The sequence below is a fragment of the Kitasatospora sp. NPDC058046 genome (assembly GCF_042885595.1).
Classification (GTDB): Bacteria; Actinomycetota; Actinomycetes; order Streptomycetales; family Streptomycetaceae; genus Kitasatospora.
This window is the reverse complement of record NZ_JBHVRS010000012.1, coordinates 194,974-218,321: the sequence shown is the minus strand read 5'-3', so window position 1 is coordinate 218,321 and position 23,348 is coordinate 194,974. Positions and strand designations below refer to the sequence as shown.

At 74.0% G+C, this 23,348-nt stretch carries 23 protein-coding genes; 6 read left to right on the top strand and 17 right to left on the bottom strand.

The genetic code is table 11. The annotated features are described in order from the left end of the window. Positions 1-82: 82 nt before the first annotated feature. Complete coding sequence (locus ACFVU7_RS24465) at positions 83-622, bottom strand: hypothetical protein (protein ID WP_117486830.1); 540 nt, start codon at positions 620-622, stop codon at positions 83-85. Between the two features lie 135 nt (positions 623-757). Continuing rightward, the gene (locus ACFVU7_RS24460; protein ID WP_380741023.1) at positions 758-1,345 is read right to left on the bottom strand and encodes a restriction endonuclease; all 588 of its coding nucleotides are present in this window, start codon (positions 1,343-1,345) and stop codon (positions 758-760) included. A gap of 412 nt (positions 1,346-1,757) precedes the next feature. On the opposite strand from ACFVU7_RS24460, the gene ACFVU7_RS24455 reads away from it, so the two are divergent. Further along, positions 1,758-2,198 carry a hypothetical protein gene (locus tag ACFVU7_RS24455; protein ID WP_388047133.1) on the top strand — a complete coding sequence of 147 codons (441 nt, stop codon included), beginning with the start codon at positions 1,758-1,760 and terminating at the stop codon, positions 2,196-2,198. Positions 2,199-2,246: 48 nt separating this feature from the next. Here the strand turns inward: ACFVU7_RS24455 and ACFVU7_RS24450 are convergent, their stop codons facing one another. The 8 genes from ACFVU7_RS24450 to ACFVU7_RS24415 all read right to left on the bottom strand — a co-directional run bounded on the left by ACFVU7_RS24450 (position 2,247) and on the right by ACFVU7_RS24415 (position 11,364). After that, positions 2,247-2,687, bottom strand: coding sequence for an SRPBCC family protein (locus ACFVU7_RS24450; RefSeq protein ID WP_049650946.1), 441 nt, complete (start codon positions 2,685-2,687; stop codon positions 2,247-2,249). A 186-nt stretch (positions 2,688-2,873) separates the two neighbouring features. Then, on the bottom strand, positions 2,874-3,803 hold the full coding sequence (locus tag ACFVU7_RS24445; RefSeq protein WP_241853195.1) for a DUF5133 domain-containing protein: 930 nt from the start codon (positions 3,801-3,803) through the stop codon (positions 2,874-2,876). Positions 3,804-3,903: 100 nt separating this feature from the next. Then, complete coding sequence (locus tag ACFVU7_RS24440) at positions 3,904-4,875, bottom strand: SigB/SigF/SigG family RNA polymerase sigma factor (RefSeq protein ID WP_387830237.1); 972 nt, start codon at positions 4,873-4,875, stop codon at positions 3,904-3,906. Between the two features lie 264 nt (positions 4,876-5,139). Then, positions 5,140-6,882 carry a multicopper oxidase family protein gene (locus ACFVU7_RS24435; RefSeq protein ID WP_388047131.1) on the bottom strand — a complete coding sequence of 581 codons (1,743 nt, stop codon included), beginning with the start codon at positions 6,880-6,882 and terminating at the stop codon, positions 5,140-5,142. A gap of 83 nt (positions 6,883-6,965) precedes the next feature. Beyond that, positions 6,966-8,192 carry an ABC transporter ATP-binding protein gene (locus ACFVU7_RS24430; protein WP_074005944.1) on the bottom strand — a complete coding sequence of 409 codons (1,227 nt, stop codon included), beginning with the start codon at positions 8,190-8,192 and terminating at the stop codon, positions 6,966-6,968. 75 nt (positions 8,193-8,267) lie between these two features. Further along, complete coding sequence (locus ACFVU7_RS24425) at positions 8,268-9,101, bottom strand: carbohydrate ABC transporter permease (protein WP_117486835.1); 834 nt, start codon at positions 9,099-9,101, stop codon at positions 8,268-8,270. Continuing rightward, positions 9,098-9,949 carry a carbohydrate ABC transporter permease gene (locus ACFVU7_RS24420; protein WP_380741040.1) on the bottom strand — a complete coding sequence of 284 codons (852 nt, stop codon included), beginning with the start codon at positions 9,947-9,949 and terminating at the stop codon, positions 9,098-9,100. The genes ACFVU7_RS24425 and ACFVU7_RS24420 overlap by 4 nt, the downstream gene beginning before the upstream one ends. Before the next feature lie 137 nt (positions 9,950-10,086). Next, positions 10,087-11,364: an ABC transporter substrate-binding protein gene (locus ACFVU7_RS24415; RefSeq protein WP_074005947.1), complete on the bottom strand. Its 1,278-nt coding sequence runs from the start codon at positions 11,362-11,364 to the stop codon at positions 10,087-10,089. A gap of 274 nt (positions 11,365-11,638) precedes the next feature. Between ACFVU7_RS24415 and ACFVU7_RS24410 the strand changes: the two genes are divergently transcribed. Both ACFVU7_RS24410 and ACFVU7_RS24405 read left to right on the top strand, forming a co-directional pair. Beyond that, positions 11,639-12,487, top strand: coding sequence for a universal stress protein (locus tag ACFVU7_RS24410; protein WP_388047126.1), 849 nt, complete (start codon positions 11,639-11,641; stop codon positions 12,485-12,487). A gap of 74 nt (positions 12,488-12,561) precedes the next feature. Continuing rightward, a complete protein-coding gene (locus tag ACFVU7_RS24405; RefSeq protein WP_388047123.1) occupies positions 12,562-13,125 on the top strand; it encodes a YbaK/EbsC family protein in 564 nt (187 codons plus the stop codon). A gap of 22 nt (positions 13,126-13,147) precedes the next feature. On the opposite strand, the gene ACFVU7_RS24400 is transcribed toward ACFVU7_RS24405, so the two are convergent. From ACFVU7_RS24400 to ACFVU7_RS24390, 3 genes are read right to left on the bottom strand one after another with little or no spacing between them, the layout of a single operon-like run. Then, complete coding sequence (locus ACFVU7_RS24400; protein ID WP_388047120.1) at positions 13,148-13,999, bottom strand: ABC transporter ATP-binding protein; 852 nt, start codon at positions 13,997-13,999, stop codon at positions 13,148-13,150. Further along, positions 13,996-15,114, bottom strand: coding sequence for a FecCD family ABC transporter permease (locus ACFVU7_RS24395; RefSeq protein WP_388047117.1), 1,119 nt, complete (start codon positions 15,112-15,114; stop codon positions 13,996-13,998). The genes ACFVU7_RS24400 and ACFVU7_RS24395 overlap by 4 nt, the downstream gene beginning before the upstream one ends. Positions 15,115-15,134: 20 nt before the next feature. Beyond that, on the bottom strand, positions 15,135-16,133 hold the full coding sequence (locus tag ACFVU7_RS24390; protein WP_079272857.1) for an iron ABC transporter permease: 999 nt from the start codon (positions 16,131-16,133) through the stop codon (positions 15,135-15,137). A 90-nt stretch (positions 16,134-16,223) separates the two neighbouring features. Here ACFVU7_RS24390 and ACFVU7_RS24385 point away from each other — a divergent pair, with 90 nt between their 5' ends. Next, a complete protein-coding gene (locus ACFVU7_RS24385; RefSeq protein ID WP_053112312.1) occupies positions 16,224-17,186 on the top strand; it encodes an ABC transporter substrate-binding protein in 963 nt (320 codons plus the stop codon). 117 nt (positions 17,187-17,303) lie between these two features. Here ACFVU7_RS24385 and ACFVU7_RS24380 read toward each other — a convergent pair whose 3' ends face one another. The 4 genes from ACFVU7_RS24380 to ACFVU7_RS24365 all read right to left on the bottom strand — a co-directional run bounded on the left by ACFVU7_RS24380 (position 17,304) and on the right by ACFVU7_RS24365 (position 19,202). After that, positions 17,304-17,756, bottom strand: coding sequence for a MarR family winged helix-turn-helix transcriptional regulator (locus tag ACFVU7_RS24380; protein WP_117486839.1), 453 nt, complete (start codon positions 17,754-17,756; stop codon positions 17,304-17,306). After that, positions 17,756-17,908, bottom strand: coding sequence for a hypothetical protein (locus ACFVU7_RS24375; protein ID WP_158077791.1), 153 nt, complete (start codon positions 17,906-17,908; stop codon positions 17,756-17,758). Before ACFVU7_RS24375 ends, ACFVU7_RS24380 begins: the two co-directional genes overlap by 1 nt. A 153-nt stretch (positions 17,909-18,061) precedes the next feature. After that, complete coding sequence (locus ACFVU7_RS24370) at positions 18,062-18,418, bottom strand: zinc ribbon domain-containing protein YjdM (RefSeq protein WP_117486841.1); 357 nt, start codon at positions 18,416-18,418, stop codon at positions 18,062-18,064. A gap of 121 nt (positions 18,419-18,539) precedes the next feature. After that, positions 18,540-19,202, bottom strand: a complete 663-nt coding sequence (locus tag ACFVU7_RS24365; protein ID WP_074005950.1) for a TetR/AcrR family transcriptional regulator — start codon at positions 19,200-19,202, stop codon at positions 18,540-18,542. 99 nt (positions 19,203-19,301) lie between these two features. Here ACFVU7_RS24365 and ACFVU7_RS24360 point away from each other — a divergent pair, with 99 nt between their 5' ends. Then, positions 19,302-20,315, top strand: a complete 1,014-nt coding sequence (locus tag ACFVU7_RS24360) for a zinc-binding dehydrogenase (protein WP_074005951.1) — start codon at positions 19,302-19,304, stop codon at positions 20,313-20,315. 193 nt (positions 20,316-20,508) lie between these two features. Then, positions 20,509-23,325, top strand: coding sequence for a penicillin acylase family protein (locus ACFVU7_RS24355; RefSeq protein WP_388047113.1), 2,817 nt, complete (start codon positions 20,509-20,511; stop codon positions 23,323-23,325). Positions 23,326-23,348 lie beyond the last annotated feature (23 nt).

The following is a 23,348-nucleotide window of genomic DNA, read 5'->3' as shown; positions in this document are numbered from 1 at the left end:
CAACAGCATCCCTCTGACATTCCGCCGGATCAGCCGGACCCGCCGGCAGCTCTGAGCCCGGAACACCGCGTGATCCTCCTCGTCACGCGGCCTCGACCTTGACCATCGCGTCGCCGGCAGCGGCCGCCTGGGCGAAGTAGTCCTTCAGCGCGCGCAGGTCGGCGCTCAAATCACCGGCCCACGCCTCGGACCACGGGGTCGCGAACCCGAGCGACGCGACCTCGTCCGCCAGCACGGCGTCCACGGTCCCCACCAACTCGTCGACGCCCACCGCGTCCAGGAAAGCCGACGCCGTCCGCACCTCATCGGGTCGAAGCACCCAGACCGCCATCTCACCGAACTCTGCGTCGCAGTCGGGATCTCCCTCGACGGCCGTCCGTTCCTCACCACCGAACACCGGCAGTTGGGCCGCTCTCAAGTCCGGGCCCGCACCGCCGACCGCCTTCATCAAGGCGACGTGCATCAGGTATCCGTTGCGCTCCACGGCCAGCACCGCACCGGCCGCGTACAGAGGGCCGAAGTCGTCATCGGACCAGCCGGGCACCAGGGCGCGGAGCTCCGTCGGCGACAGTTCGTCCAGCACCGTTCCGTCCACCCGCCGCCAGAAGAAGTCCACACTCATGCCCCGCACCCGTCCTGCTCTTCGCCACCTGGACGGCCTCCGATATCCGTCTCGCCGTCAGGTTAGGCGGACCCTCCGACAGCCACCGCCTTGGGAGAGCGGGCGGCATGGACGGACTACCCGAGTCCCGGTGACTCAGACCCAGGGTGCCCCGCCCCGCCCGTCCGCCCACAGGGCGAGCGCCCGCTGGTCGACGGCGCGGATGCCGACCTGGGCGCAGAACGCGGCGGCGGCCTTGGTGAAGGAGCTGGTCGTCACCACGGCGGCCAGGTCGCAGTGGTGCACGTCGCGGTAGGTGCCGTTGACCTTCTGGACGTCCTGGGAGCCGACGAACGTCCTCGGCCCGTACCGCTTGGCCTGGATGAGGATCCGCTGCCCTGCGGGGGTGGTGGCCAGGACGTCCGCCGCGAGGTCGCCGGCCCCGCCGACCACCTTCACCTTCGTGCAGCCGTCCCGGCGGCACAGGTCGGCCAGCGCGTGCTCGAAGGCCTTCGGGGTCATCGCCAGGAACGGCCCGATGTGCCGCAGTCGGGCGGTCCGCGCGTCCAGTTCCCGCTGCCGGGCCCGCACCCGCGAGCGCAGCACGGCGGCGCCCGCTCCCGCGCCGACGATGAGGAACGCGGCGACCAGCAGCAGGTGTTGGGCCAGCCACTGGACCACCAGCGTGCCCAGCACGACCGCGACCAGCGCGGCCGCCCCCAGCAGCGGTGTGTTCTGCTTCAACCGGCGGGCGACGGTCGACCGACGTCGCCGAACAGGCCTACGGGCCACGGCACTCCCCCTCACGCCACGGTGTCCGGACGAGCCTAGGAGCAGCCGTCCCCGTACGCCCGCGATCCGGACGAACTCCTGCGCCTGGGCGGCCGAGTTGACCGGATTTCGGCATCGGCGGCCGAACCGTCCCCTTCAGTGGCCGCCCCCGTGCCTGCGGGGAGGACGCCCTCCGACCTGCACCGCACTACAGCCTTTGCCATTTCTTGACTATGCTGCGGTGCCGAGGCAGCCGGGTCGGGCGGCGTCATGGGACGTGCCCGTCGCGCGGTCGTGCCATGCCTCCAGTGGCGATGGACCGCTGCGGTTCGGGCTCCCCGGGCGTCGCAGTACAGAACACCGAACTCCCGGAAGGCTCCCCACCATGACCGCTCTCTCCTGGCTGTCGCGGGCTGCGACGACCGTGCTGCTGATCCTGGAGACGGTGGCGGTGGTGATGTTCTTCTGCATCGCGGTCCCGTTGTTCTACAACGGGATCGGGTTCGAGGACGAGGTGGCGCCGAAGCCGCAGTGGGTGCCGTACGTGATGGGGGCCGCCGGGTTCGCGATGGCCGGGGTCAACGCGTTGGCGGTGCGCGGGGTCTGGCGCCCGCGGCCCGGCTGGAAGCTCCTGGCGGCGACGGCCGGGGTGCAGGTGCTGCTGCTGGCGTTCACCGCGCTGTCGGGCGAGTACCTGTTCGGGATCTTCGCGGCGGCGGCGCTGCCCGCGCTGGGCTCGGTGGCCGCGTTCGCGCACTGGAGCGGCCTCCGCCGAGCCGACGCGCGGGCCGACGCGAGGGCCGACGCGATGGCCGATGCCGGCTGACGGGGCCGCCGCGGGCCGACGGAAGCCGCACGGGCCGCCGGAGCCGGCTCACCCCGCCCCTCCCCTCCCCCGCGCGCGTTCCTCGACGTACTCCTTGAACCGCCTCAGGTCCCCCTTCACCCGCCGGTCGACCTCGCCCCGGACGTCGGCGGCCTTCTCCCCCGGGCCCGCGGGCCGGAGGTCGACGGCGAGGGTGACCCGGGTGTGGCCCGGGTCGAGCCGCCGGAAGGTCACCACCTCCTTCCGCTCGGCCTCGCCGTCCATGCCCCGCCAGGCGATCAGCTCCTCCGGTTCCTGGTCGACGATCTCGGTGTCGAACTCGCGGGTGACGCCGTCGATGCTGGTCTGCCAGTGGTTGTGGCGGCTGTCGAGCCGGCTCACCGAGTCGACGCCCTCCATGAAGCGCGGGAACTCCTCGGCGAGCGTCCACTGGTTGTAGGCGGCGTGCAGGGGGACGGCCACGTCCACGGATTCCTTCACCATGCTCATGACGACCTCCTCGTACGGCGCGGCCGGGGCCTTCCCGCCCGTCTGCGCGCGCCCGTCTGCGCGCGCCCGTCTGCGCGCGCCCGTCTGCGCGCGCCCGTCTGCACGCCTTCCGCCCCCTTCCTGTACGCCTGCCCGTCCGGCACCGGCGCAACCGTCCGGCACCGGCGCAACCGTCCCGCGCCCGCGCTACGAGCCGCCCCGCTCGCCGGGCGCGGTACGCGGCCGGTCGCCGTCGGCGAGGTGCCGGGCCACCGTGGCGAGGTCGGTGCCCAGTCGCTGGGCGGCTCCGACCAGCAGGCTCAGCGCGGCGTGCGGGGTGACGTCGAACCGCTCGGCGGTGAGGCCGATGGCCAGGCCGGTGGCATGCCGGCGGTCGAGCAGGTCGGCCACGGCCCGGGACAGCGCGAAGCGGTCGAGGGCGGCCGACGCCTGGAGCGCGAGCACCTCCACCAGCCCGAGGGCCGGTGTGCCGGGGTCGACCGGGGTGCGCAGGTAGGCGCTGAACACGGTGCAGCCGTGCGGGTGGGTGCGCAGGTGCGCGCCGGCCACGGCCCGTACGCCGCAGCGCCGGGCGCGGTCGGCGAACCGGTCGGGCCGGCCGGGGTCGAGCCGGACGACGATCTGGCCCTCGCCCTGGCGGCGGAGCCGGGGCAGCGGGCCGGCGTCCGCCCCGCTCTGGGCGCGTTCGAGGGCGAGCAGGTAGGACGGGGTCGCCGCGAAGGTCTCGACCGAGCCGTCGTCGTGCCAGGTGCTCACGGCGGCGCCCACGCAGTCCGGGACGGTGACCCTGGTCAGCTGCACCACGTCGTGCAGGCTGGGCAGGGGCGCGGCCCGTACCCGCTCGCGGGCCGCGAGGTCGCCGAGTTCGGCGAGGAGCGCCGCCCGGGCCCGGTCGGTCGCCGGGGCTCCGGCCGCCGCGCCGCCGCCGTCGGCCGGGCCCTGACGGGCCAGCAGCATGCGGGCCCGGGCGACCGCGCGGACGGCGTCGGCCTCGCCCGTGTAGATGCCGATCGTGTAGCAGACGTCGCGCAACCGCTGCCGGGCCTCCGGCGAGCTCGACGGGGACAGGGCCTCGTACTCCGCGACCAGTCGGCCGAGGGCAGCGACATCCACCATGGGCATGAGCACCTCCGTGTGTTTACGGAAAGTATGCGCCGATCACGCAGCGAAACCGCACCCCGGGTCCCCGCCCCGCACGTCGGCCCGCCCCACCGCCTCAGCCGGTGCCCTCGCGCCCGCCGCCGGAACCGCTCCCGGGCCCGCCGTCAAGCCCGCCCCCGGAAGCGACGGCCTCGGGCTCCCCGCCGCCCCACCCGGGCGCGTCCCGGTCCTCCAGTTCCTCGCGCAGCCAGGCCAGGGTGGCGCTGAGCAACCGGGAGACGTGCATCTGGGAGACGCCGATCCGGTCCGCTATCCGGGACTGGGTGCACCCGTCCCAGAACCGCAGCTTGAGGACGGTCTGCTCACGCTCGGGCAACCGGGCCAGCAGCGGGCGGACGGCGGTGCGGAAGTCGGCGAGTTCGATGCCGGGGTCGCAGCCGCCGAGCCGGTCGAGCAGAGCGCTGCCGGTCTCGTCGGTGTCCTGGTCGCGCAGCGCGTCCAGGGAGTTGGGGCGGTAGACCCGGCCCGCCAGCAGCCCCTCGGTGGCCTGTTCGACGGTGAGGTGCAGGTCCTCGGCGATCTCCTCGGGCCGTGGCAGCCGGCCGAGCTCCTGCTCCAGGCGGTCGGAGTCGCGGGCGACGGACAGGTACAGCTCCTGCATGCCGCGCGGGACGCGCACCGGCCAGGAGGTGTCGCGGAAGAACCGCTTGATCTCGCCGGTGATGGTGGGGATCGCGTAGGTGACGAACTCGACGCCGCGCCGCGGGTCGTAGCCGTCGACGGCCTTGATCAGGCCGATCGTGCCGACCTGGAGGATGTCCTCCATGTCCTCGGCCCGGTGGCGGAAGCGGGCGGCGATGAAGCGCACCAGCGGCATGTTGAGCTCGATGATCGTGCCGCGGACGTAGCTGTAGGCGCGGGTCTCCCGGACCAGCCCGGCCAGCCGCTCGAACAGCGCGTCGCTCAGCTCCCGCGCCTCGGACTTCCCCATGCGGCGGAGTTCGGCCGCCGTGGGCCGTCGCGGGAGGTCGGGCGGCAGGCCCGAGGGGGCCGCTTCCCAGCCGGCTGTTTCCAGGTGGACGGACACGTGATCGCTCCTGGGCGCCGGGGTGAGCGCCCGGCGCCACGTACGGCCCGCACCTCGTGCGGCGTGTCACGGACTTCTCCCCCGGGACCCGTGCCCGGCCACTGCGGGCGCGGCCCCGGTGGCACCGGCCCCGGCGGCACCGCCCGAAGTGCTGGAGCAGCCGGAATCGCGCGGCCGCTGTACGACTGGTCTACCCCGGGATCCGGTTCCGAACGCACGTTCCAGGAGCTTTCCTGCACCGCCGCCGCCGGCGCCCGGCAGCGCTCAGTGATCGAGCGGACGAGGCCGGCCAGGCCATCCCGGCCACCCGGGCTGCTGGGGCCACCCCGGCCATCCGGCCGGCTCCGGCCGTCGCGGCCGGACGTACTCGACCAGCTGCATCATCCCGAGGTCCTCGTGCTGCAGCTGGTGGCAGTGCAGGACGGTGCGGCCGGTGAAGTCCTCGTACTTGACCAGGAGGGTGACGGTGTCGCCCGGCTTGCCGCCGGTCAGGTCGACGGTGTCCTGCCACACCGGCGGGTCGAGCCGTTCGCCGTTGCGGTGGGTGACGAGGACGTGGTTGGTGTGCAGGTGGAAGGGGTGGTGGAAGATCGGCATGGTCTCGTCGGTGTGGATGGTCCACCGTTCGACGGTGCCGAGTTCCAGGGTGTGGTTGACGTACTCGGGGTCGAACAGGCCGTAGGCGGGGTCGCGGGTGAGGTCGCCACCGGGGTCGGCCGCGGGGGTCGGGTGGCTGCCGAGGACGCGGTAGGCGTTGGGGAACGGCTGGGCGAAGACCTTCGGGTCGACGTGGAAGACCACCCTGCGGTCGCCGCCGGGGTTGGCGATGTCCTTCTCGTCGAGGAACGGCATGCCCTGCGGCAGCGAGGTCGGCAGCTCCATGGGCGGCTGGACGGCCTCTCCCGCCACCTCGATCGTCATCAGCGGGACGGGCACGCCCTTGGCCCGCAGTTCGTACGTCCCGGCCTCGCCGCCCCGGACCAGCACGTCGACGCGGTTGCCCACGCCCAGCGGGACCGTCTCGGCGGCGACCGGCGCGGGGAAGGTCACGCCGTCCATGGCGATCTGGTGCAGCGTCAATTTCCGCTCCCCGTCGGCGACCTGGAGCGAGAGGGCGGTGAAAGCGGTCGCCGCGACCAGGCGCCAGCGCTGGACCTCACCAGGGCGCAGCACGAGGACGGGGTTGACCTCGCCGTTGACGGTGAAGGTGGGCGGGACGGCGGCCAGGGCGTCGCCGGAGGTGAAGTCGGGGACCCTGCCGCCCTTGAGCCGGAGTTCGTTGATGCAGACGACCAGGTCGGCGGCGGCCTTGATCTGCGGCACCTCGTCGACGTCGCCCTCGATGACGATGACCCCGGCCATCCCTCCGGCGATCTGTTCGGCGGTGGCCCCGTGCGCGTGCGGGTGGTACCAGTACGTCCCGGCCGGATGGCCGGCCGGGATCTGGACGGTGGTCAGGTACCGCGGCTCCGGGGCGCCGGCCGCGGCCTCGTCGGCGGTGCGCGGCGGGAACTCCCGCAGGATGTTGTCGGCACGCCCGGACGGCGAGACGTGCAGGCCGTGGGTGTGCAGGTTGAAGGTGTTCACGCGGTGCGGCCGGTTGTGGCCGCCGTGGTGCGCCGGGCCTGACATCCCGGGCATCCCAGACATCCCAGCCGGGCCGGCCGGCTCGACCGGGTTCGGCGGCAGGCCGTTGACCTGGGTCAGCCACAGCACGTCCCCGGCGCGCGCCCGCAGGGTCGGCCCGGGGATGGTCCCGTTGTAGGTGCGCGTGGTGACCGTCCCGTAGCCCGGGACGGAGAGCGTCGTGAACCGTACGTCGAGCGTCTGCTCGAGCACCGCCGCCGGCCCGCCGTGGGCCGACCGGGCGCGCCGGACGACGGGCTGCGGGAAGGCGGCGGCCGCCGCCGCGGGCCGGGCGAGGATCCCGCCGGAGCCGGCCGCGAGGACGGCTACGGGGACGGCCTTGAGCACCGATCGGCGACTGATTCCGACATTTTCTCCCATAACCGGGCAATGTAAGTCGGGTCCGCTACGGCAACGGTCAGGCACACCGCGGGCCGGCCGGGGGTTGGGCCTTCCGTACCACGCTACGAACGTTCCGGGTGGGTCAGATTGGCCCCGGTGCGGGGGTCGAAGACGTGGATGCGCGCCGTGTCCACCCGCAGGTCCAGCGGGCCGCCCTCGGCGGCCCGGGTGGCGGGGTTCAGCCGGGCGACCACCCGGTGCTCCCGCATGCCGGTGTCGGCCCGGCCCGAGTCGGCGGCGAGTTCGGCCAGCTCGGCCAGTTCGGCGAGTTCCGCCAGTCCGGCGAGGCCGCCGGGGCCCCGGGCCGCCGCCGGGCCGCCCTCCTCCGCGAAGTGGACATAGACGTCCGAGCCGACCGACTCCCGGACCTCGACGGTCACGGTGACGGTGACCCCGCCGGCGTGCCCCTCGACCAGGGCGGCGTCCTCGAAGTCCTCGGGGCGGATGCCGACCACCAGTTCGCGCGGCGCGTCCGCGCGCTCCAGGGCGCGCCGGGTGCGGTCGTCCAGCGGCAGGTCGCCCAGCGAGGTGCGCAGGGCGCCGTGCTCCAGCGCGGCGCCGAGGAAGTTCATGCCGGGCGAGCCGATGAACCCGGCGACGAAGAGGTTCACCGGCTCGTCGTACAGCTGCTGCGGCGAGCCGACCTGCTGGACGACGCCGGAGCGCATCACCACCACCCGGTCGCCGAGCGTCATCGCCTCGACCTGGTCGTGGGTGACGTAGACGGTGGTGGTGCCCAGGCGGCGCTGGAGGGCGGCGATCTGGGTGCGCATCTGCACCCGGAGCTTGGCGTCCAGGTTGGACAGCGGCTCGTCCATCAGGAAGACCTTGGGGTCGCGGACGATCGCCCGGCCCATCGCGACCCGCTGGCGCTGCCCGCCGGAGAGGTGGGCGGGCTTGCGGTCGAGGTGCCGGGTGAGGTCCAGGACGCGGGCGGCCTCCTCAACCTTGGCGGCGATGGTCGCCTTGTCGACCTTGGCCAGGCGCAGCGCGAAGCCCATGTTGTCGCGCACGCTCATGTGCGGGTAGAGGGCGTAGCTCTGGAAGACCATCGCGATGTCGCGGTCCTTGGGGGCGCGGTCGTTGACCACCTCCCCGGCGATCCGCAGGGTGCCCTCGGTGATGTCCTCCAGCCCGGCGATCATGTTGAGCGTGGTGGACTTGCCGCAGCCGGAGGGGCCGACCAGGATCACGAACTCGCCGTCGGCGATGGTGAGGTCGACGTGGCGCACGGCGAGGGCGCCGTCGGGGTAGCGCTTGGTGATGCCGTCGAGGACGATCTCGGCCACGGTCCGCCTTCCTGGCCCGCCGGGTGGGGCGGGCTCTTCCTGGGAAACCCATCCTGGGAAAACTCGATGTCGGGCTCAGCCCTTGACGGCGCCGGCGGTGAGCCCGGCGACGATGCGGCGCTGGAACAGCAGCACGAAGACCACGATCGGGATCGTGATGATCACCGCGGCCGCCGCGATCGAGCCGGTCGGCTGCTCGAACTGGGAGCTCCCGGTGAAGAAGGCGATCGCGGCCGGTACCGTCCGGGCCGAGGTGGTGGAGGTCAGCGAGATGGCGAACAGGAAGTCGTTCCAGCAGAAGATGAAGACCAGGATGCCGGTGGTGAACACCCCCGGCGCCGCCAGCGGCGCGATGACCAGCCGGAACGCCTGCCACGGCGTGGCGCCGTCCACCTTGGCCGCCTTCTCCAGGTCCCAGGGGATCTCCCGGAAGAACGCCGAGAGCGTGTAGATCGCCAGCGGCAGCGAGAAGGTCATGTACGGGATGATCAGCCCGGGCCAGGTGTCGAACAGGCCGAGCGCCCGCTCGATGCCGAACAGCGGCGAGACGAGCGAGATCGGCGGGAACATCGCGATCAGCAGGGACACCCCGATCAGCAGCCGCTTGCCGGGGAAGCGCAGCCGGGCCACCGCGTACGCGGCCATGGTGCCGAGCGCGACGGCGACGGTGGTGGCGATCAGCGCGATGCCGATCGAGTTGACCAGGGCGCGGGTGAACTCCGAGGTCTGGAAGATGCCGCGGTAGTTGGCCAGGGTCCACCGGCGGGGCACGAAGGCGCCGTCGGAGAGGGTGCCCGGGTCCTTGAAGGACAGCGCCACGATCCACCACACCGGGAAGAGCGCGTAGAGCACGACCACCAGGTTGGCGATGCCCCAGCCGGTCAGGGCCCGGGCGGGCCGGCCGCTCATCGCCGCTCCGGTTCCGCGCCGGGCGTGGCCGCGCCGAACAGCTTGACGAAGACCAGCGCGATGAGCGCCACGCAGACGAAGATCAGCACCGAGATCGCCGAGCCGATGCCCAGGTTGAGCGCGGTGAAGAGGTTGTCGTAGCCGAGGATCGACACCGAGCCGGTGCCGTTGGAGCCGCTGGTCAGCACGTAGATGTTGTCGAAGATCCGGAAGGCGTCCAGGGTCCGGAAGAGCAGCGCGACCAGGATCGCGGGCTTCATCAGCGGCAGGATCACCAGCCGCAGCCGCTGCCCGGAGCTCGCGCCGTCCACCATCGCCGCCCGGACCGTCTCGTCCGGGACGAGGGCCAGGCCGGCGAGCAGCAGCAGCGCCATGAACGGGGTGGTCTTCCACACCTCCGCGAGGATGATCAGACCGACGGCCGGCCACTGCTCCGTCAGCGGGGCGCTGCCCTCCGGCAGCAGGGCGGCCAGGTAGCCGGTGCCCGGGGTCCACGCGTACTGCCAGGAGTAGGCCGCGACGACGGTGACGATCCCGTACGGCACCAGCACCGCGGTGCGCACCGTCCCGCGCCCGAAGACCGTACGGTGCATCACCAGGGCGAGCGCCAGGCCGAGCACCAGCTCGACGGCCACCGACACCGCGGTGATCAGCACCGTGACACCGAGCGCTTGCCACCAGAACGGCGAGGTCAGCACCGCGCCGTAGTTGGCGAGCCCGACCCAGTGCGCCTGGGCCGGGAAGCGCAGGTCGTAGCGCTGCAGGGACAGGTAGACGGCGTAGCCGATCGGGTAGGCGGTGACGGCGAGCATCACGATCACGGCGGGGGCGCACAGCAGCAGGCCCAGCCGGCTCTCCTGGCGGGCGCCGCGCGAGGGCCCGGCCGGTCCCGGCCCGGCGGCGGCCCCGGCCGCGGCCTCGGCGGGCGGTGGCCCGGGAACGGACGGTGACCCGGGAGCGGGCGGTGGCCCGGGAACGGGCGGTGTCACGGAATCAGCCCCTTCGAACCGAGGGCGTCCCGGATCTGCCCGCGGAGGTCGGCCACGTCCTTCTCCGGGTGGATGCCGGCGGGCGGGGAGAGGGTGTGCGAGATCGCGATGGAGACGTTCTGGTAGGCCGGGGTCTGCGGCCGCACGCTGGCGGAGTCGAGGGCGGCCAGCACGTCGGCGGCGAACGGGTAGCTGGCGGTCAGCTCGGCCGTCTCGTACAGGCTCCGCAGCGAGGGCGGGAGGCCGCCCTTCAGCGCGTTGGTGAGCTGGTTGTCCCGGTCGCGCAGGCAGAGGGTGGCCTCGGCGGCGAGGTCGGGGTGCCGGCTGTAGGCGCCCACCGCGAGGTCGATCCCGCCGATGGTGACGCTGGCGGGGCGGTCGGCGCTCACCGCGGGGTACGGCGCCCAGCGGAAGTGCGGGAACAGCTCCGGCCGGTTGGCCTTCATCGAGGGGTAGACGAAGGGGTAGTTGAGTTCGAAGGCGGCCGTGCCGGACTCCATCGCGAGCCGGTTCTGGTCCTCCATCTGGTTCGACAGCGAGGGGTCGGCGGCCACCGAGGCCGCCAGGTCGCGCATCACCCCGGCGGCCGTGACGGCGGGCGCCCCGAGCGCGGGCCCCTGGGCGTCGGGGGTGAGGATCGACCCGCCCGCACTGGTGACCAGCGTGTTGAACCAGACCGTCAGCCCCTCGTACTGGGCGCCCTGGATCTCCACGAGGTGCGGCTTGCCCTCGCGGTCCAGCTCCCGGGCCTGGGAGAGCATCTCCGCCCAGGTGGCGGGCGGGGTCGGCACCAGGTCGTCGCGGTACCAGAGCAGCTGGGTGTTGGAGTTGTACGGCACGGCGTACAGCCGGTCCCGCCAGGTCGCGGTCCGCACCGCCGCGTCGAGGGTGTCGGCGGTGGCCCGCTCGCGCATCGCCCCGGTCCACTCGCGGATCCAGCCGGCCTCGGCGAACTCGGCGGGCCAGGTGACGTCCAGGCCGAGGACGTCCACGCCGGTGTCGTGCGCCGCCATCCGGCGCACCAGCTGCTGGCGCTGGCCGTCGGCGCCGCGCGGCAGCTTGTTGTAGCGGATCGTGTAGCGGCCGCCGGACTGCTGCCCGCAGCGGTCGGCGGCCTGCTGGAGGGCGCCCGAGTCGTCCGGGAAGTTGTACCAGTTCAGGGTGACCGGGCCGCCGCTCCCACCGTCCCCGCAGCCCACCAGGGCGGCGGCGAGCACGGCCAGTCCGGCGGCGGCGCCCGCCCACCGCGAGCGGAACGTGGGGACCCTCGGCATCGTTCTCCCGGGCTGAAAGGACCGGCTGGGGCGGAGCGCTCGGAACGGCGCGACCGGCACGCGGCGGTTCGGCCGACCCTAGCCCGGCGCCCCCGCCCGGCCCGGGCGTGCCGCGCCGCCGCCCGGCCGACCAGCCGGACGGCGGAACCGGGCCCGTCCCGTCACCCACCGCGACCGGCGACGGCTCCGGGAGGCGCCGGTCCGGGCCGGCGCGGATACTGGCCGCACCGAGACCTCCGGGGGCTGGGGCCGCACCGGAACCGAGGAGCACGCCGTGACCGGACCCGTCGTCGTCGGATTCGACGGCTCACCCGAGAGCCTGGCCGCCGCCGCCTGGGCCGCCCACGAGGCGCAGCGCCGCGGCCTGCGCCTGGACGTCCTCCAGGCCTGGCCCCGGCCGAAGCAGATCGCCCCCGGGAGCAGGCCCGGCGACCACTCCGCACTGGCGCGACTCGCCGAGCGCGAGCGCGAGTTGCGCACCCTCGCGCCGGAGGTCGAGGTCACCGCCGGCTCCGTGGCCGGCGATCCCGTCGAGGCGCTGGAGGCCGCCGCGCACGGGGCCGCCCTGCTGGTGCTCGGCTCGCGCGGGCTGGGCACCCTGCGCGGCTTCCTGGTCGGCTCGGTGAGCCAGGAGGTGCTGCGCCGGGCGGACTGCCCGGTGGTGCTGATCCGGGCCGGCGGGGACGAACCGGACGGCGCGGTGACGGTCGGCCTCGACCTGGCGCACCCGGCGGACGAGGTGCTGGCCTTCGCCTTCGAGGCCGCCGCGCTCCGTTCGGCGCCGCTGCGCGTGGTGCACGTCTGGTCCCCGCCGGCCGGCAGCGAGTACATGTCCTATGGGGCGATCGGCGGGCTGGAGGGCGAGGTCTCGGCCGTCGAGCACGACGGCCTCGCCCGGGCCCTGGAGCCCTGGCAGGCCCGGCACCCCGAGGTGACGGTGAGCACCGACCTGATCCGCGGCAAGGCCGCCGTCGAGCTGGTGGACGTCGCCGCGACGGCCCGGCTGCTGGTCGTCGGCCGCCGCATCCGGCGGATGCCGCTGCGCCACCACCACCTCGGCCCGGTGGCGCACGCCGCGATCCACCACGTGCACTGCCCGGTCGCCGTCGTCCCGTACGGCTGACCGCGCTCCTCCCGTACGGCCGACGGCAGCCGGGTACGGCCGACCGGGTGGCCGGGCGCGCTACAGTCCGGTCCATGAGTGAGTCCACCGCCCCGCCGTTCGGGAACTTCGCCACCGCCGTACCGGCCCTGGAGCTCGGCGCGGAGCTCGCCGCGCCCGTCGCCGACGCGCTGAAGAACTGGGACGCGCCCGGAGCGGCCGCCTCGGTGCTCTACGTGGACAGCAACCCGGAGCAGGCGGACACCGCCGTGTTCTGCGCGGCCTACGACGTGCCGCCGGAGCTCTCCGCGAACTGCGTGGTGGTCGCCGCCAAGCGCGCCGGGGAGGTGACCCTGGCCGGGTGCCTGGCCCTGGCCACCACCCGGGTGGACGTCAACAAGGCGGTGCGCACCCAGCTGGGGGCGCGCAAGGCGTCCTTCGCGCCGATGGACACCGCGGTCGAGCTGACCGGCATGGAGTACGGCGGCATCACCCCCGTCGGCCTGCCCGGCGGCTGGCCGCTGCTGATCGACGAGGCGGTGGCCGCGGCCCCGTACGTCCTGGTCGGCAGCGGTCGGCGCCGGGGCAAGCTCATCCTGCCCGGCTGGGCCCTGGCGGAGCTGCCGGGCGCCCTGGTGCTGCCGGGCCTGGCCGGCTGACCGGCTGACCGGCCCGCCGACGTCAGCGCACCCGGGGGGCGAGGCCGACCGGGCAGACCACCGGGGTGCCGTGCACCGGGTCGGTGAGGATCACGCTCTCCACCCCGTACAGCTCGCGCACCAGCTCCGGGGTGACGATGTCGCGCGGCGCGCCCTGGGCGGCCACCCGGCCGTCGCGCATGGCCACCATGTGGTCGGCGTAGCGGCAGGCGGTGGTCAGGTCGTGCAGGACGAGGACGACGGTGCGGCCGCGCTCGGCCGTCAGGCCGCGCACCATCTCCAGCACCTCCAGCGCGTGGCCCATGTCCAGCGCCGAGGTCGGCTCGTCCAGCATCAGGATGTCGGTGTCCTGGGCCACGGCCATGGCGATCCAGGCGCGCTGGCGCTGGCCGCCGGAGAGGGTGTCCAGCGGGCGGTCGGCCAGCTCGTGCAGGTCGGCGGCGGCGAGCGCGTGCTCGACCGCCTCGGCGTCGGCGGCGGACCACTGCCGCAGCAGGCCCTGGTGCGGCTGGCGGCCGTAGCGGACCAGATCGCGGACGGTCAGCCCGTCCGGGGCGGTGGCGGACTGCGGCAGCAGGCCGATGATCCGGGCGATGGCGCGGGTGGACAGCGAGGTCAGCGGCTTGCCGTCGAGCAGCACGGCGCCGGAGCGCGGGGCGATGGTCCGGGCGAGGCCGCCGAGCAGGGTGGACTTGCCGCAGCCGTTCGGGCCGACGATGACGGTGACCTGGCGCTGCGGCAGTTCGAGGTCGAGCTCGCGCACCACGATGGTGCGGTCGTGGCCGAGGCTGAGCGCACTGGTCGCCAGCCGGGGCGCTCCGACGGCGACCGTCACGGTCCCGGAGGATTCAGCGGTCGCGGGGCGGGCGGTCATGCGGTCCTCCGGGGACGGGTGGTGAGCAGCAGCCAGAGCAGGTACGGGCCGCCCACGACGGCGGTGACCAGGCCGGCCGGCACCTCCAGCGGCGACAGGAGGGTGCGGCCGATCAGGTCGGCGAGCAGGGTGAAGGCGGCTCCGGCGACGGCCGAGGTGAGCACCGGCACGCAGCGCGGTCCGGCGATCCGGCGGGCGGCCTCGGGCGCGGCGAGCGCGATCATGCCGAGCGGTCCGGCGACGGCCACCGCCAGGCCCGCGCAGACCACCGAGACCAGCAGGACGCCGACCCGCAGGCCGCGCACCCGGACGCCCAGCCCGGTGGCGACGGCGTCGGAGAAGCGCAGCAGCGACAGCCGGCGGCCGAGCAGCACGGCGGCGGGCAGGCAGGCCAGCAGGCCGAGTTCGAGGTAGTCGACGGCGTCGGCGTCCCGGCTGTTGAGGGTGCCGACCGTCCAGGCGTAGGCGGCGTTGGCGGAGTCGATGGCGGCGCGGGAGAGCATCAGGTTGGTCACCGCGCCGAAGACCGCGCCGATGCCGAGGCCGACGACCAGGAAGCGGTAGCCGTTGCGGCCGGCCCCGCCGCCGAGGGCGAAGGCGAGCGAGGCGGCGGTGGCGGCGCCCGCCAGGGCGGCGGCGGAGGGCAGCAGCTGGGTGGCGACGCCGGTGACGGAGGCGACCGCGAAGGCGGTGGCGCCCTCGTTGAAGCCGACGGTGTCCGGGGTGGCCAGCCGGTTCTGGGCGAGGGTCTGCATCAGGCAGCCGGCGACGCCGAGGGCGGCGCCGACGGCCAGTGCGGCCTCGACGCGGGGCAGCCGCAGCTTCTCCACCAGCAGCACGTCGCGCGCGGTGCCGTCGCCGAAGGCCGCGCGCAGGGCGGTCACCGGGTCGAGGTTCGTCTCGCCGACGGCCAGGCAGACGGCGGTCACCGCGACCACGGCGAGCAGCAGGACGGTGCAGCCGAGCAGCGGCCGGACCGGGACGAGCACCGAGCGGCCGCCCAGGGCGAGCAGCCGGGTGCCGGGCGGCACGGGCGGCGCCGGCCGCCGGGTCGCGGCCGAGGGGCCGTCGGGTTCCACGGCGTTCTCTGCGTCGTTCTCTGCGGTGGTCTTCACAGGGGCCTTCACGGGGGCCTTCACAGCGCGGGCATTCGGTGCGAGCGGACGACGGCGACCAGCACGGGGGCGCCGCACAGGGCGGTCATCACGCCGAGCGGCATCTCGTACGGGCGGGCGACCAGCCGGGAGGCCACGTCGGCGAGCAGCACGACGGCCGGCCCGAGCAGGGCGGAGACGACGAGCAGCCGGCGCAGGTCCGGGCCGACCAGGGCCCGGGCGGCGAAGGGCACCACCAGGCCGACGAAGGAGACCGGTCCGGCGATCGCGGTGGCGGCGCCGACCAGCAGGGCGACGGCGGTCACCGCGAGGGCGCGGGCCCGGCGGGGCTTGTGGCCGAGGCCGGTGGCGACGTCGTCGCCGAGGCTGAGCGCGGTCAGCGCCGGGCCGGAGAGCAGCGCCAGCACCAGGCCGAGCAGCAGGACCGGCAGTACCGCGAGCAGTTGGTCGGTGCCGCGGCCGGCGACCGAGCCGATGGTCCAGAACCGGATCTCGTCGGCGGCCCGGGCGTCGGAGAGCAGCAGCACGGAGGAGCCGGCGTTCATCAGCCCGCTCAGCGCCGCGCCGGCGAGCACCAGCCGGACGGGGTCGTCGCCGGTGCCGCGCAGCCGGGCCGCGCCGAGTGCCAGCAGGCAGCCGGCGCCGGCGCCCAGTACGGCGACGTACGGGCCGACGCTGGCGGCGCTGGCGCCGAGCACGATCGCGATCACGACGGCGAAGGAGGCGCCGGTGCTGACCCCGAGCAGGCCGGGCTCGGCCAGCGGGTTGCGGGCGGCTGCCTGGAGCACGGTGCCGGCCACGCCGAGCGCGAGTCCCACCGCGAGGGCCACCGCGGTGCGCGGGGCGCGCAGGTGGAACACGGTGAACCGGGAGTCGGAGTCGCCGTCACCGAGCAGGGTGGAGAGCGCCCGTGACGGTCCCACGTCGCCCGCGCCGAGCAGCAGGCTCGCCAGTACGGCGAGCAGCAGTATCGCGCCGGCGGGCAGCAGTCCGCGCAGCAGGAGTGATCGGAATGTCACACCGGGCCTCCCCGTCAGGGCCTTACATATGGTTAGGCTAACCTCAGAAAAACGGTTCGCCCGTAAACTACCATTTCTCGGAGAACACCCATGCTTGGCACCCGCTTTACCAAGACCCTGCTCGGCGCGGCCGTGGTCGGCGCCCTCTCCCTGGGCCTGACCGCGTGCGGCTCCTCAGGGTCCGGCGGGTCCGCGGGTGACTCCGGCTCCTCGTCCACCGCCGCCGCGAAGGGCGGCAAGCGCAGCATCGACACCGCTTTCGGCGCCGTGGAGGTCCCGGCCGAGGCCAAGCGGGTCATCGCCCTCGGCGACACCTCGCTGGACACCGCCCTCGCGCTCGGCGTCACCCCGGTGGGCACCAGCTCCAGCCGCGGCGGCACCACCGCCCCCGCCTACCTGAAGGCCGACGGCATCCCGCTGGTCGCCACGGTCAAGGAGCCCAACCTCGAGGCGATCCTGAAGGCCACCCCGGACCTCATCCTGGCCTCCTCCGGCATCGAGAAGTCCCAGTACGACAAGCTCTCGGCGGTCGCCCCGACCATCGTCCCCAAGGCCGGCGACTGGCGCGAGGTGCTCGCCGTGTACGGCGACGCGCTCGGCCACAAGGCCGACCTGGCCGCCAAGCTGGACGCCCTGGACAAGCGCGCCGCCAAGGCCGGCGAGGGCAAGAGCGGCAGCGCCGTGGTGATGCGCTGGATGCCCAACGGGCCGATCGTGATGAACACCACCAACATGCCCGGCGACCTGCTGAAGAAGGCCGGCGCCGGCACCATGCCGATCGCCGACGGCCTGGGCGCCCAGCCCCACTCGGACCCGCTGTCCCTGGAGAACCTCAACAAGGCCGACGCCGACCGGGTGTTCGTCGCCACCCTGAACGCCGAGGGCGAGAAGGCCCTGGAGACCGCCCGCAAGCAGGAGGCGTTCACCCGCCTCAAGGCCGTCGGCACCAACCAGCTCATGGGCGTCGACGGCCAGGTGTGGAGCAGCAGCTCCGGCCCGATCGCGGCGGAGAAGGTCGTCGAGGACATCGAGAAGGCCTTCGGCGCGAAGTAACCGCGCCCGCCGGGGAATTCCCCCCCCCGGTAGTTCTGAAGGGCCGTCACCGGAGCGGATCCGGTGACGGCCCTTCCGCCGCGGGCGCGGACCCCCGAACGGGTCGGCAGGGGCGGCTCAGCCCAGGAGCTTCGCCACCACCCGGTCGAGCACGCGGATGTCCTCCGGCGGCAGCGCGAGCAGCGCGTCCGGCGGGGTGCTGAGGATCCCGGTGGCGATCGCGGCCTTCGCCTCGCCCTCCTCGGTGAGGTGGACCAGCTTGGAGCGCCGGTCGACCGGGTTGGTGATGCGCTCGGCGAGGCCGCGCCGCACCAGGTCGTCCACGATGACGCTGGTGTACGGCGGGTCGGCGCCCAGCCGCTCGGCCAGCTCCCGCAGGGTGATCGGGCCGGCGACGAGCCTGCGCAGCGCCCTGACCCGGCTGAAGCTCATGCCGAGGGCTTCGGCGACGCTCTTGCGGCGGTCGTAGCGTTCCAGCACGAGGGCGTTCATCCCCTGCCAGACCCGGGCCGCCGCTCCGGCCTCGCTCCCGCTCCCCTCCGGGTGCCCGCCGCTGTCCAGGCGCTCCATCAGGCGTCCACCATCCCCTTCGTCCGCTCGGCTTCCTCGGCCGCCTCCTCGGCGGCGAGCCGCTGCGCCGCGCGTTCGGCCGTCGCCCGGGCCCAGCGGCCGGAAGTGAGCGTACCGGCGCTGCGATCAATCTCGCTCGCATCGACGCCCACCTCACCGAAACACCACGAGCCCGCACCCGCACCAGCCACTTCGCAGTACTCGGCCCCGCCGAGCTGATGCTCAGCGGGGCCGAGTAACGCCACCCCGAATTAACCAACAGCGTCAGTCCCTCCCGGCGGGGCGCGGCCGTTCGGGCCCGTGGGTCAGGCCTTCTTCACCACGCTGGACTTGAGCTGCATCGCACCGAAACCCTCGACGCGGCAGTCGATGTCGTGCCCGTCGACGCCGTCCACCAGGCGGATGTTGCGCACCTTGGTGCCGGCCTTGATGCCGGAGACGCTGCCCTTGACCTTGAGCGCCTTGACCACCGTCACGGTGTCGCCGTCGCTCAGCACGTTGCCGACGGCGTCCTTGATCACGCGCTCGCCGGCCGGCGCTCCGGCCTCGTCGGCCCCGCCGGGCACCCACTCGTGGCCGCACTCGGGGCAGACCATGAGGGCGTTCATCTCATAGGTGTACTCGCTGGAGCACTGCGGACACGGGGGAAGGTTGTCGCTCATGGGATCAGGATATCCAGGCCGTACGGATCCGGTCCGCGCGGCGAACCGCGAGGTCAGCGGGGGTTGCGCGCGGAGCGGCCGACAGCGGCGCGGACCACCCGGCCGCCTGCGTTCCGCAGCCTCAGCCCGCGGTGAGCGCGAGCCGGATCCAGCGCTCGGACTCCGCGACCGCCGCCCCCACGTCGAAGGCCTCCGGCGCGGCCGCGGCCTGCACCACCAGCCCCTTGAGCAGCCCGACGAAGGCCGGCGCGAAGGCCACCGGGTCCACACCGGGACGCACCTCCCCGTCCCGCTGCCCCTGCCCGACCACCTCGGCCGTCCACGCCCGGGTCCGGGCGTCCAGCTCCGCCACCGCGCCGGTCAGCTCCGAGGCCCCGGCGAGCGCCTCGGCCCCCAGCACCACGAAGGCCCGGCCCAGGTCGGTCGGGTTGCGGACGCCCTCCAGGCAGCCGCGCGCGAACCCGCACAGCTCGTCGGCGGCCCCCGCCCCGCTGCGCGCCGGTGCGGCCGACGCCATCGCCTCGGCCAGCGCAGCCTCCTGGAGCCGCGCCAGCAGCGCGGCCTTGGAGCCGAAGTAGTGGGTGGCCAGGCCCCGGCTGAAGCCCGCCTCCTCGCCCACCCTGGCCAGCGTGACCCCGGTGCTGCCGTGCTCGGCGATCAGCCGGGCGGCGGCGGCGATCAGCGCGGACTCGGCCCGGGCGCGCCGCTCGGCCTGGGTGCGGCGCGCCGGCGCCTCCCGGAGCGCCCCGGCCCCACCGGTTCGGTCCTCATCGTGCGTAGACATGCCACCATGCTAGTGTGAACTTGCTTGTTGAATAACAAGTAACTTCCGGAGCGGCGGGCACTCCCCCGACCCGCCGCCCCCGTGAGAAGGGAAGTCCCGATGACCGCCACGATGCTCGCCGGCCGGCTCGACGTCGCGAAGGGCGCCTTCGCCGTGGAGGAGGTCCCCGTCCCGGCCCCCGGCCCGGGCGAGGTGCTGATCAAGGTGGAGGCCGCCGGCGTCTGCCTCTCCGACGTCCACCTGATCGAGGGCATGCTCAAGCCGCTCTACCTCAAGGGCGACAAGGTCACCCTCGGCCACGAGGTCGCGGGCACCGTGCACACCCTCGGCGAGGGCGTGACCGGTACGGCCGTCGGCGACCGGGTGCTGCTGCAGGCCGGCGAGACCCGCGACGGCGTCGTGCACACCCGCGGCGTGGACTACGACGGCGGCTGGGCCGAGTACGCCCTCGCCACCGCCACCACCCTGGTGCCGATACCGGACGAACTCCCCTTCGAGCAGGCCTGCTTCATCCCCGACGCGGTCTCCACCCCCTGGGCCGCGATCACCGCCACCGGCGCCGTACGCCCGGCCGAGGCGGTCGGCGTCTGGGGCGTCGGCGGCCTCGGCGCCCACGGCGTGCAGCTGCTGCGGGCGATCGGCGCCTTCCCGATCGTCGCCGTCGACCCACTGCCGGCCGCCCGCGAGCGCGCCCTGGCCTTCGGCGCCGACGCCGCCCTCGACCCGGCCGACCCGGGCTTCGCCGGGCTGCTGCGCGAGGCCACCGGCGGCCGCCCGCTGTCCGTCGCCTTCGACTTCGCCGGGGTCGCCCCGGTGCGCGAGCAGGCCATGGCCACCCTCGGCGAGCACGGCCGCCTGGTGCTGGTCGGCCTCACCAACAAGCCGCTGACCGTCACCAACGGCACCCTGGTCAGCTACCTGCGCCAGCAGATCCGCGGCCACTACGGCTCCGAGGGCCAGGACGTCGTCGACCTGGTCAACCTGGTCCGCGGCGGCCGGCTGGAGTTCTCCCGCTCGGTGAGCGGCACCTTCCCGCTGGCCGAGGCGGCCCGTGCGGTCGAGGCGCTGGAGCACAAGGAGGGCGACCCGATCCGCCTGGTGCTCAAGCCCTGACCCGACGCGCCACCGACCCGGCGCCGCACCTCCGGACTGAGCCCGGCAGGTGCGGCGCCGCTCCTTCCCGAGCGGCCCCCGGACGGCCAACTCCGCTCCCCCGTACGGGAAATGGCATGCACGCCACTAGCCAACCGGCCAGTAGCACCCCTACCGTCGACTCTTCCGTGAGACTTCGACGGAGGAGTCCGCCTTGCGGTCACGCCAACACCAACGCCCCCGCCCCCGCTCCCTCCGACTCCCGGCCGCCGCCCTCGCCTCGGCCCTGCTCGTCACCGCCGCCCTCACCACCACCCCCACCGCCGCCGCGCCGGCCCCCGCGACCGCCGCCGCCAACGACTACTGCGGCGGCCACTGCGCCGACATCCTGCCGCCCGGCGAGAACGGCAACGCCACCCTCGCCGACATCCTGCTCAACCGGGCCTTCGGCACCCGCCCCGCGCACACCGACGACCAGCTCGGCCCCTACGCCGCCCTCGCCTCCGGCTACCCCGGCCTGACCGAGGCCAAGCTGCGCGACTTCTTCAACGACGCCTCCTTCGGCGTCCCCGCCGACCAGGTGGCCAGCACCACCAGCCCGCGCCCGGACGTCGCCATCGTGCGCGACAAGGCCACCGGCGTCCCGCACATCACCGGCACCACCCGCTACGGCACCGAGTTCGGCGCGGGCTACGCCGCCGCCCAGGACCGGCTCTGGGTGATGGACCTCTTCCGGCACGTCGGCCGCGGCCAGCTGTCCGGCTTCGCGGGCGGCGCCGCCGCCAACCGCCAGCTGGAGCAGACCTTCTGGCAGGCCGCCCCGTACACCGAGGCCGAGCTCCAGCAGCAGATCGACACCATCGCCGCCCGCGGCGGCCGGGCCACCCAGGCCCTCGCCGACGCCAACGCCTACCTCGACGGCGTCAACCAGTACGCCAAGGAGTCCTACAACGCCCGCACCTTCCCGGGCGAGTACGACCTCACCGGGCACATCGACCCGATCACCAACGCCGGCTCGATCGAACCGTTCAAGCTGACCGACCTGGTCGCCCTCGCCTCCGTGGTCGGCGCCCTGTTCGGCTCCGGCGGCGGCGGTGAACTGGCCTCCGCCCAGGTCAAGTCGGCCACCGAGGCCCGGTACGGCAAGGACGCCGGGGACGCGGTCTGGGCGTCGCTGCGCGAGGCGGACGACCCGGAGGCCGTCCAGACCCTGCACGACGGGCAGAGCTTCCCGTACGCCACCGTCCCCGACCACCCGCAGGGCGAGGCACTGCCCGACCCCGGCTCGGTGGTGCCCGAGCGGGTCGTCTACGACGCCACCGGCTCCGCCGACTCCGCCACCACCGCGGCGAACGGCGTCCTGCCCGGCAACCTGCTCACCGCCCGGCACGGCATGTCCAACGCCCTGCTGGTCTCCGGCGCCCGCACCGACGACGGCCACCCGGTGGCCGTGTTCGGCCCGCAGACCGGCTACTTCGCCCCGCAACTGCTGATGCTGGAGGAGATCCAGGGCCCCGGGATCAGCGCACGCGGCGCCGCCTTCGCCGGCCTGAGCTTCTACGTGCAGCTCGGCCGCGGCCAGGACTACGCCTGGAGCGCCACCTCGGCCGGGCAGGACATCACCGACACCTACGCCGTCCCGCTCTGCACCACCGACGGCTCCCCGGTCACCACCGCCGCCAACTCCTATATCTGGCACGGCCAGTGCCTGCCCTTCGACCGGCTGGAACGCAAGAACACCTGGAACCCGACCACCGCCGACTCCACCCCGGCCGGGTCCTACACCCTGGTGATGAACCGCTCCCGGTACGGCCTGGTCACCGCCCGCGGCACGGTCGGCGGCGCACCCGTCGCCTTCACCTCGCTGCGCTCCACCTACCGGCACGAGGCCGAATCCATCATCGGCTTCCAGGAGTTGAACGACCCCGGCGCGGTGCACGACGCGGCGGGGTTCCAGCAGGCGGCGCAGGACATCAACTACACCTTCAACTGGTTCTACGCCGACTCGCGCGACATCGCGTACTACAACTCCGGCAGCAACCCGGTCCGCGCCCCCGGCGTCGACCCCGGGCTCCCCGTGAATGCCCAACCCGCCTACGAGTGGGCAGACTTCGACCCCGTCGCCAACACCGCCCGGTACACCCCGGCGGCCGAGCACCCGCAGTCCGTCAACCAGGACTACTACATCTCCTGGAACAACAAGCAGGCGAACGGCTACACCTCGGCCGGCTTCGGCAACGGCTCGGTGCACCGCGGCAACCTGCTGGACGACCGGGTCAAGTCCCTGCTCGGGAACGGCGGCAAGGTGAGCCGGGTCTCGCTCACCCAGGCCATGGAGGGCGCCGCCTTGGCCGACCTGCGAGCCGAGGACGTGCTGCCCGACCTGATCCGCGTACTGCGCAGCGCGCCCGTCACCGATCAGGCCACCCTCACCGCCCTGCAACAACTGGAGGCCTGGCTCGCCAACGGAGGCCAGCGGAAGGAGACTTCACCGGGCAGCCACGGCTACGCGGACGCCACCGCGATCCGGGTGATGGACGCCTGGTGGCCACTGGTCGCCGAGGGCGTCATGCGGCCGGGCCTCGGCGACCCGCTGTTCGGCGCGCTGACCGGCGCCCTCCAGATCAACGAGTCCCCCTCGGGCGGGCAGACCGGCCCCGGCGGCGGCCCGGTGAGCGCCAACGAGGCCATCCCGCACAAGGGTTCGGCCTTCCAGTACGGCTGGTGGAGCTACCTGGACAAGGACCTGCGCGCCGTCCTCGGCGACCGGGTGGCCGGCCCGCTGGCCCGGCCGTTCTGCGGCGGCGGCGACCTCTCGGCCTGCCGGACCGTCCTGCTGACCACCCTGAAGCAGGCCGCCGCCCGGACGCCCGCCCAGGTCTACCCGGGCGACGCGGACTGCGCGGCCGGCGACCAGTGGTGCGCCGACACGATCATCCAGCGCCCGCTGGGCGGCGTGACGGACGCCAAGACCACCTGGCAGAACCGCCCGACCTACCAGCAGGTGGTGCAGTTCCCGAGCCACCGCTGAGCGACACCGCCGGTGCCCCCGGC

Bases quoted from the DNA above. Each gene is read 5' to 3' on its own strand.
- ACFVU7_RS24435 (WP_388047131.1), bottom strand. From the start codon at position 6,882: ATGGGAGAAAATGTCGGAATCAGTCGCCGATCGGTGCTCAAGGCCGTC.
- ACFVU7_RS24400 (WP_388047120.1), bottom strand. From the start codon at position 13,999: ATGACCGCCCGCCCCGCGACCGCTGAATCCTCCGGGACCGTGACGGTC.
- ACFVU7_RS24450 (WP_049650946.1), bottom strand. From the start codon at position 2,687: ATGAGCATGGTGAAGGAATCCGTGGACGTGGCCGTCCCCCTGCACGCC.
- ACFVU7_RS24380 (WP_117486839.1), bottom strand. From the start codon at position 17,756: ATGGAGCGCCTGGACAGCGGCGGGCACCCGGAGGGGAGCGGGAGCGAG.
- ACFVU7_RS24465 (WP_117486830.1), bottom strand. From the start codon at position 622: ATGAGTGTGGACTTCTTCTGGCGGCGGGTGGACGGAACGGTGCTGGAC.
- ACFVU7_RS24370 (WP_117486841.1), bottom strand. From the start codon at position 18,418: ATGAGCGACAACCTTCCCCCGTGTCCGCAGTGCTCCAGCGAGTACACC.
- ACFVU7_RS24455 (WP_388047133.1), top strand. From the start codon at position 1,758: ATGACCGCTCTCTCCTGGCTGTCGCGGGCTGCGACGACCGTGCTGCTG.
- ACFVU7_RS24415 (WP_074005947.1), bottom strand. From the start codon at position 11,364: ATGCCGAGGGTCCCCACGTTCCGCTCGCGGTGGGCGGGCGCCGCCGCC.
- ACFVU7_RS24425 (WP_117486835.1), bottom strand. From the start codon at position 9,101: ATGAGCGGCCGGCCCGCCCGGGCCCTGACCGGCTGGGGCATCGCCAAC.
- ACFVU7_RS24405 (WP_388047123.1), top strand. From the start codon at position 12,562: ATGAGTGAGTCCACCGCCCCGCCGTTCGGGAACTTCGCCACCGCCGTA.
- ACFVU7_RS24365 (WP_074005950.1), bottom strand. From the start codon at position 19,202: ATGTCTACGCACGATGAGGACCGAACCGGTGGGGCCGGGGCGCTCCGG.
- ACFVU7_RS24385 (WP_053112312.1), top strand. From the start codon at position 16,224: ATGCTTGGCACCCGCTTTACCAAGACCCTGCTCGGCGCGGCCGTGGTC.
- ACFVU7_RS24445 (WP_241853195.1), bottom strand. From the start codon at position 3,803: ATGGTGGATGTCGCTGCCCTCGGCCGACTGGTCGCGGAGTACGAGGCC.
- ACFVU7_RS24360 (WP_074005951.1), top strand. From the start codon at position 19,302: ATGACCGCCACGATGCTCGCCGGCCGGCTCGACGTCGCGAAGGGCGCC.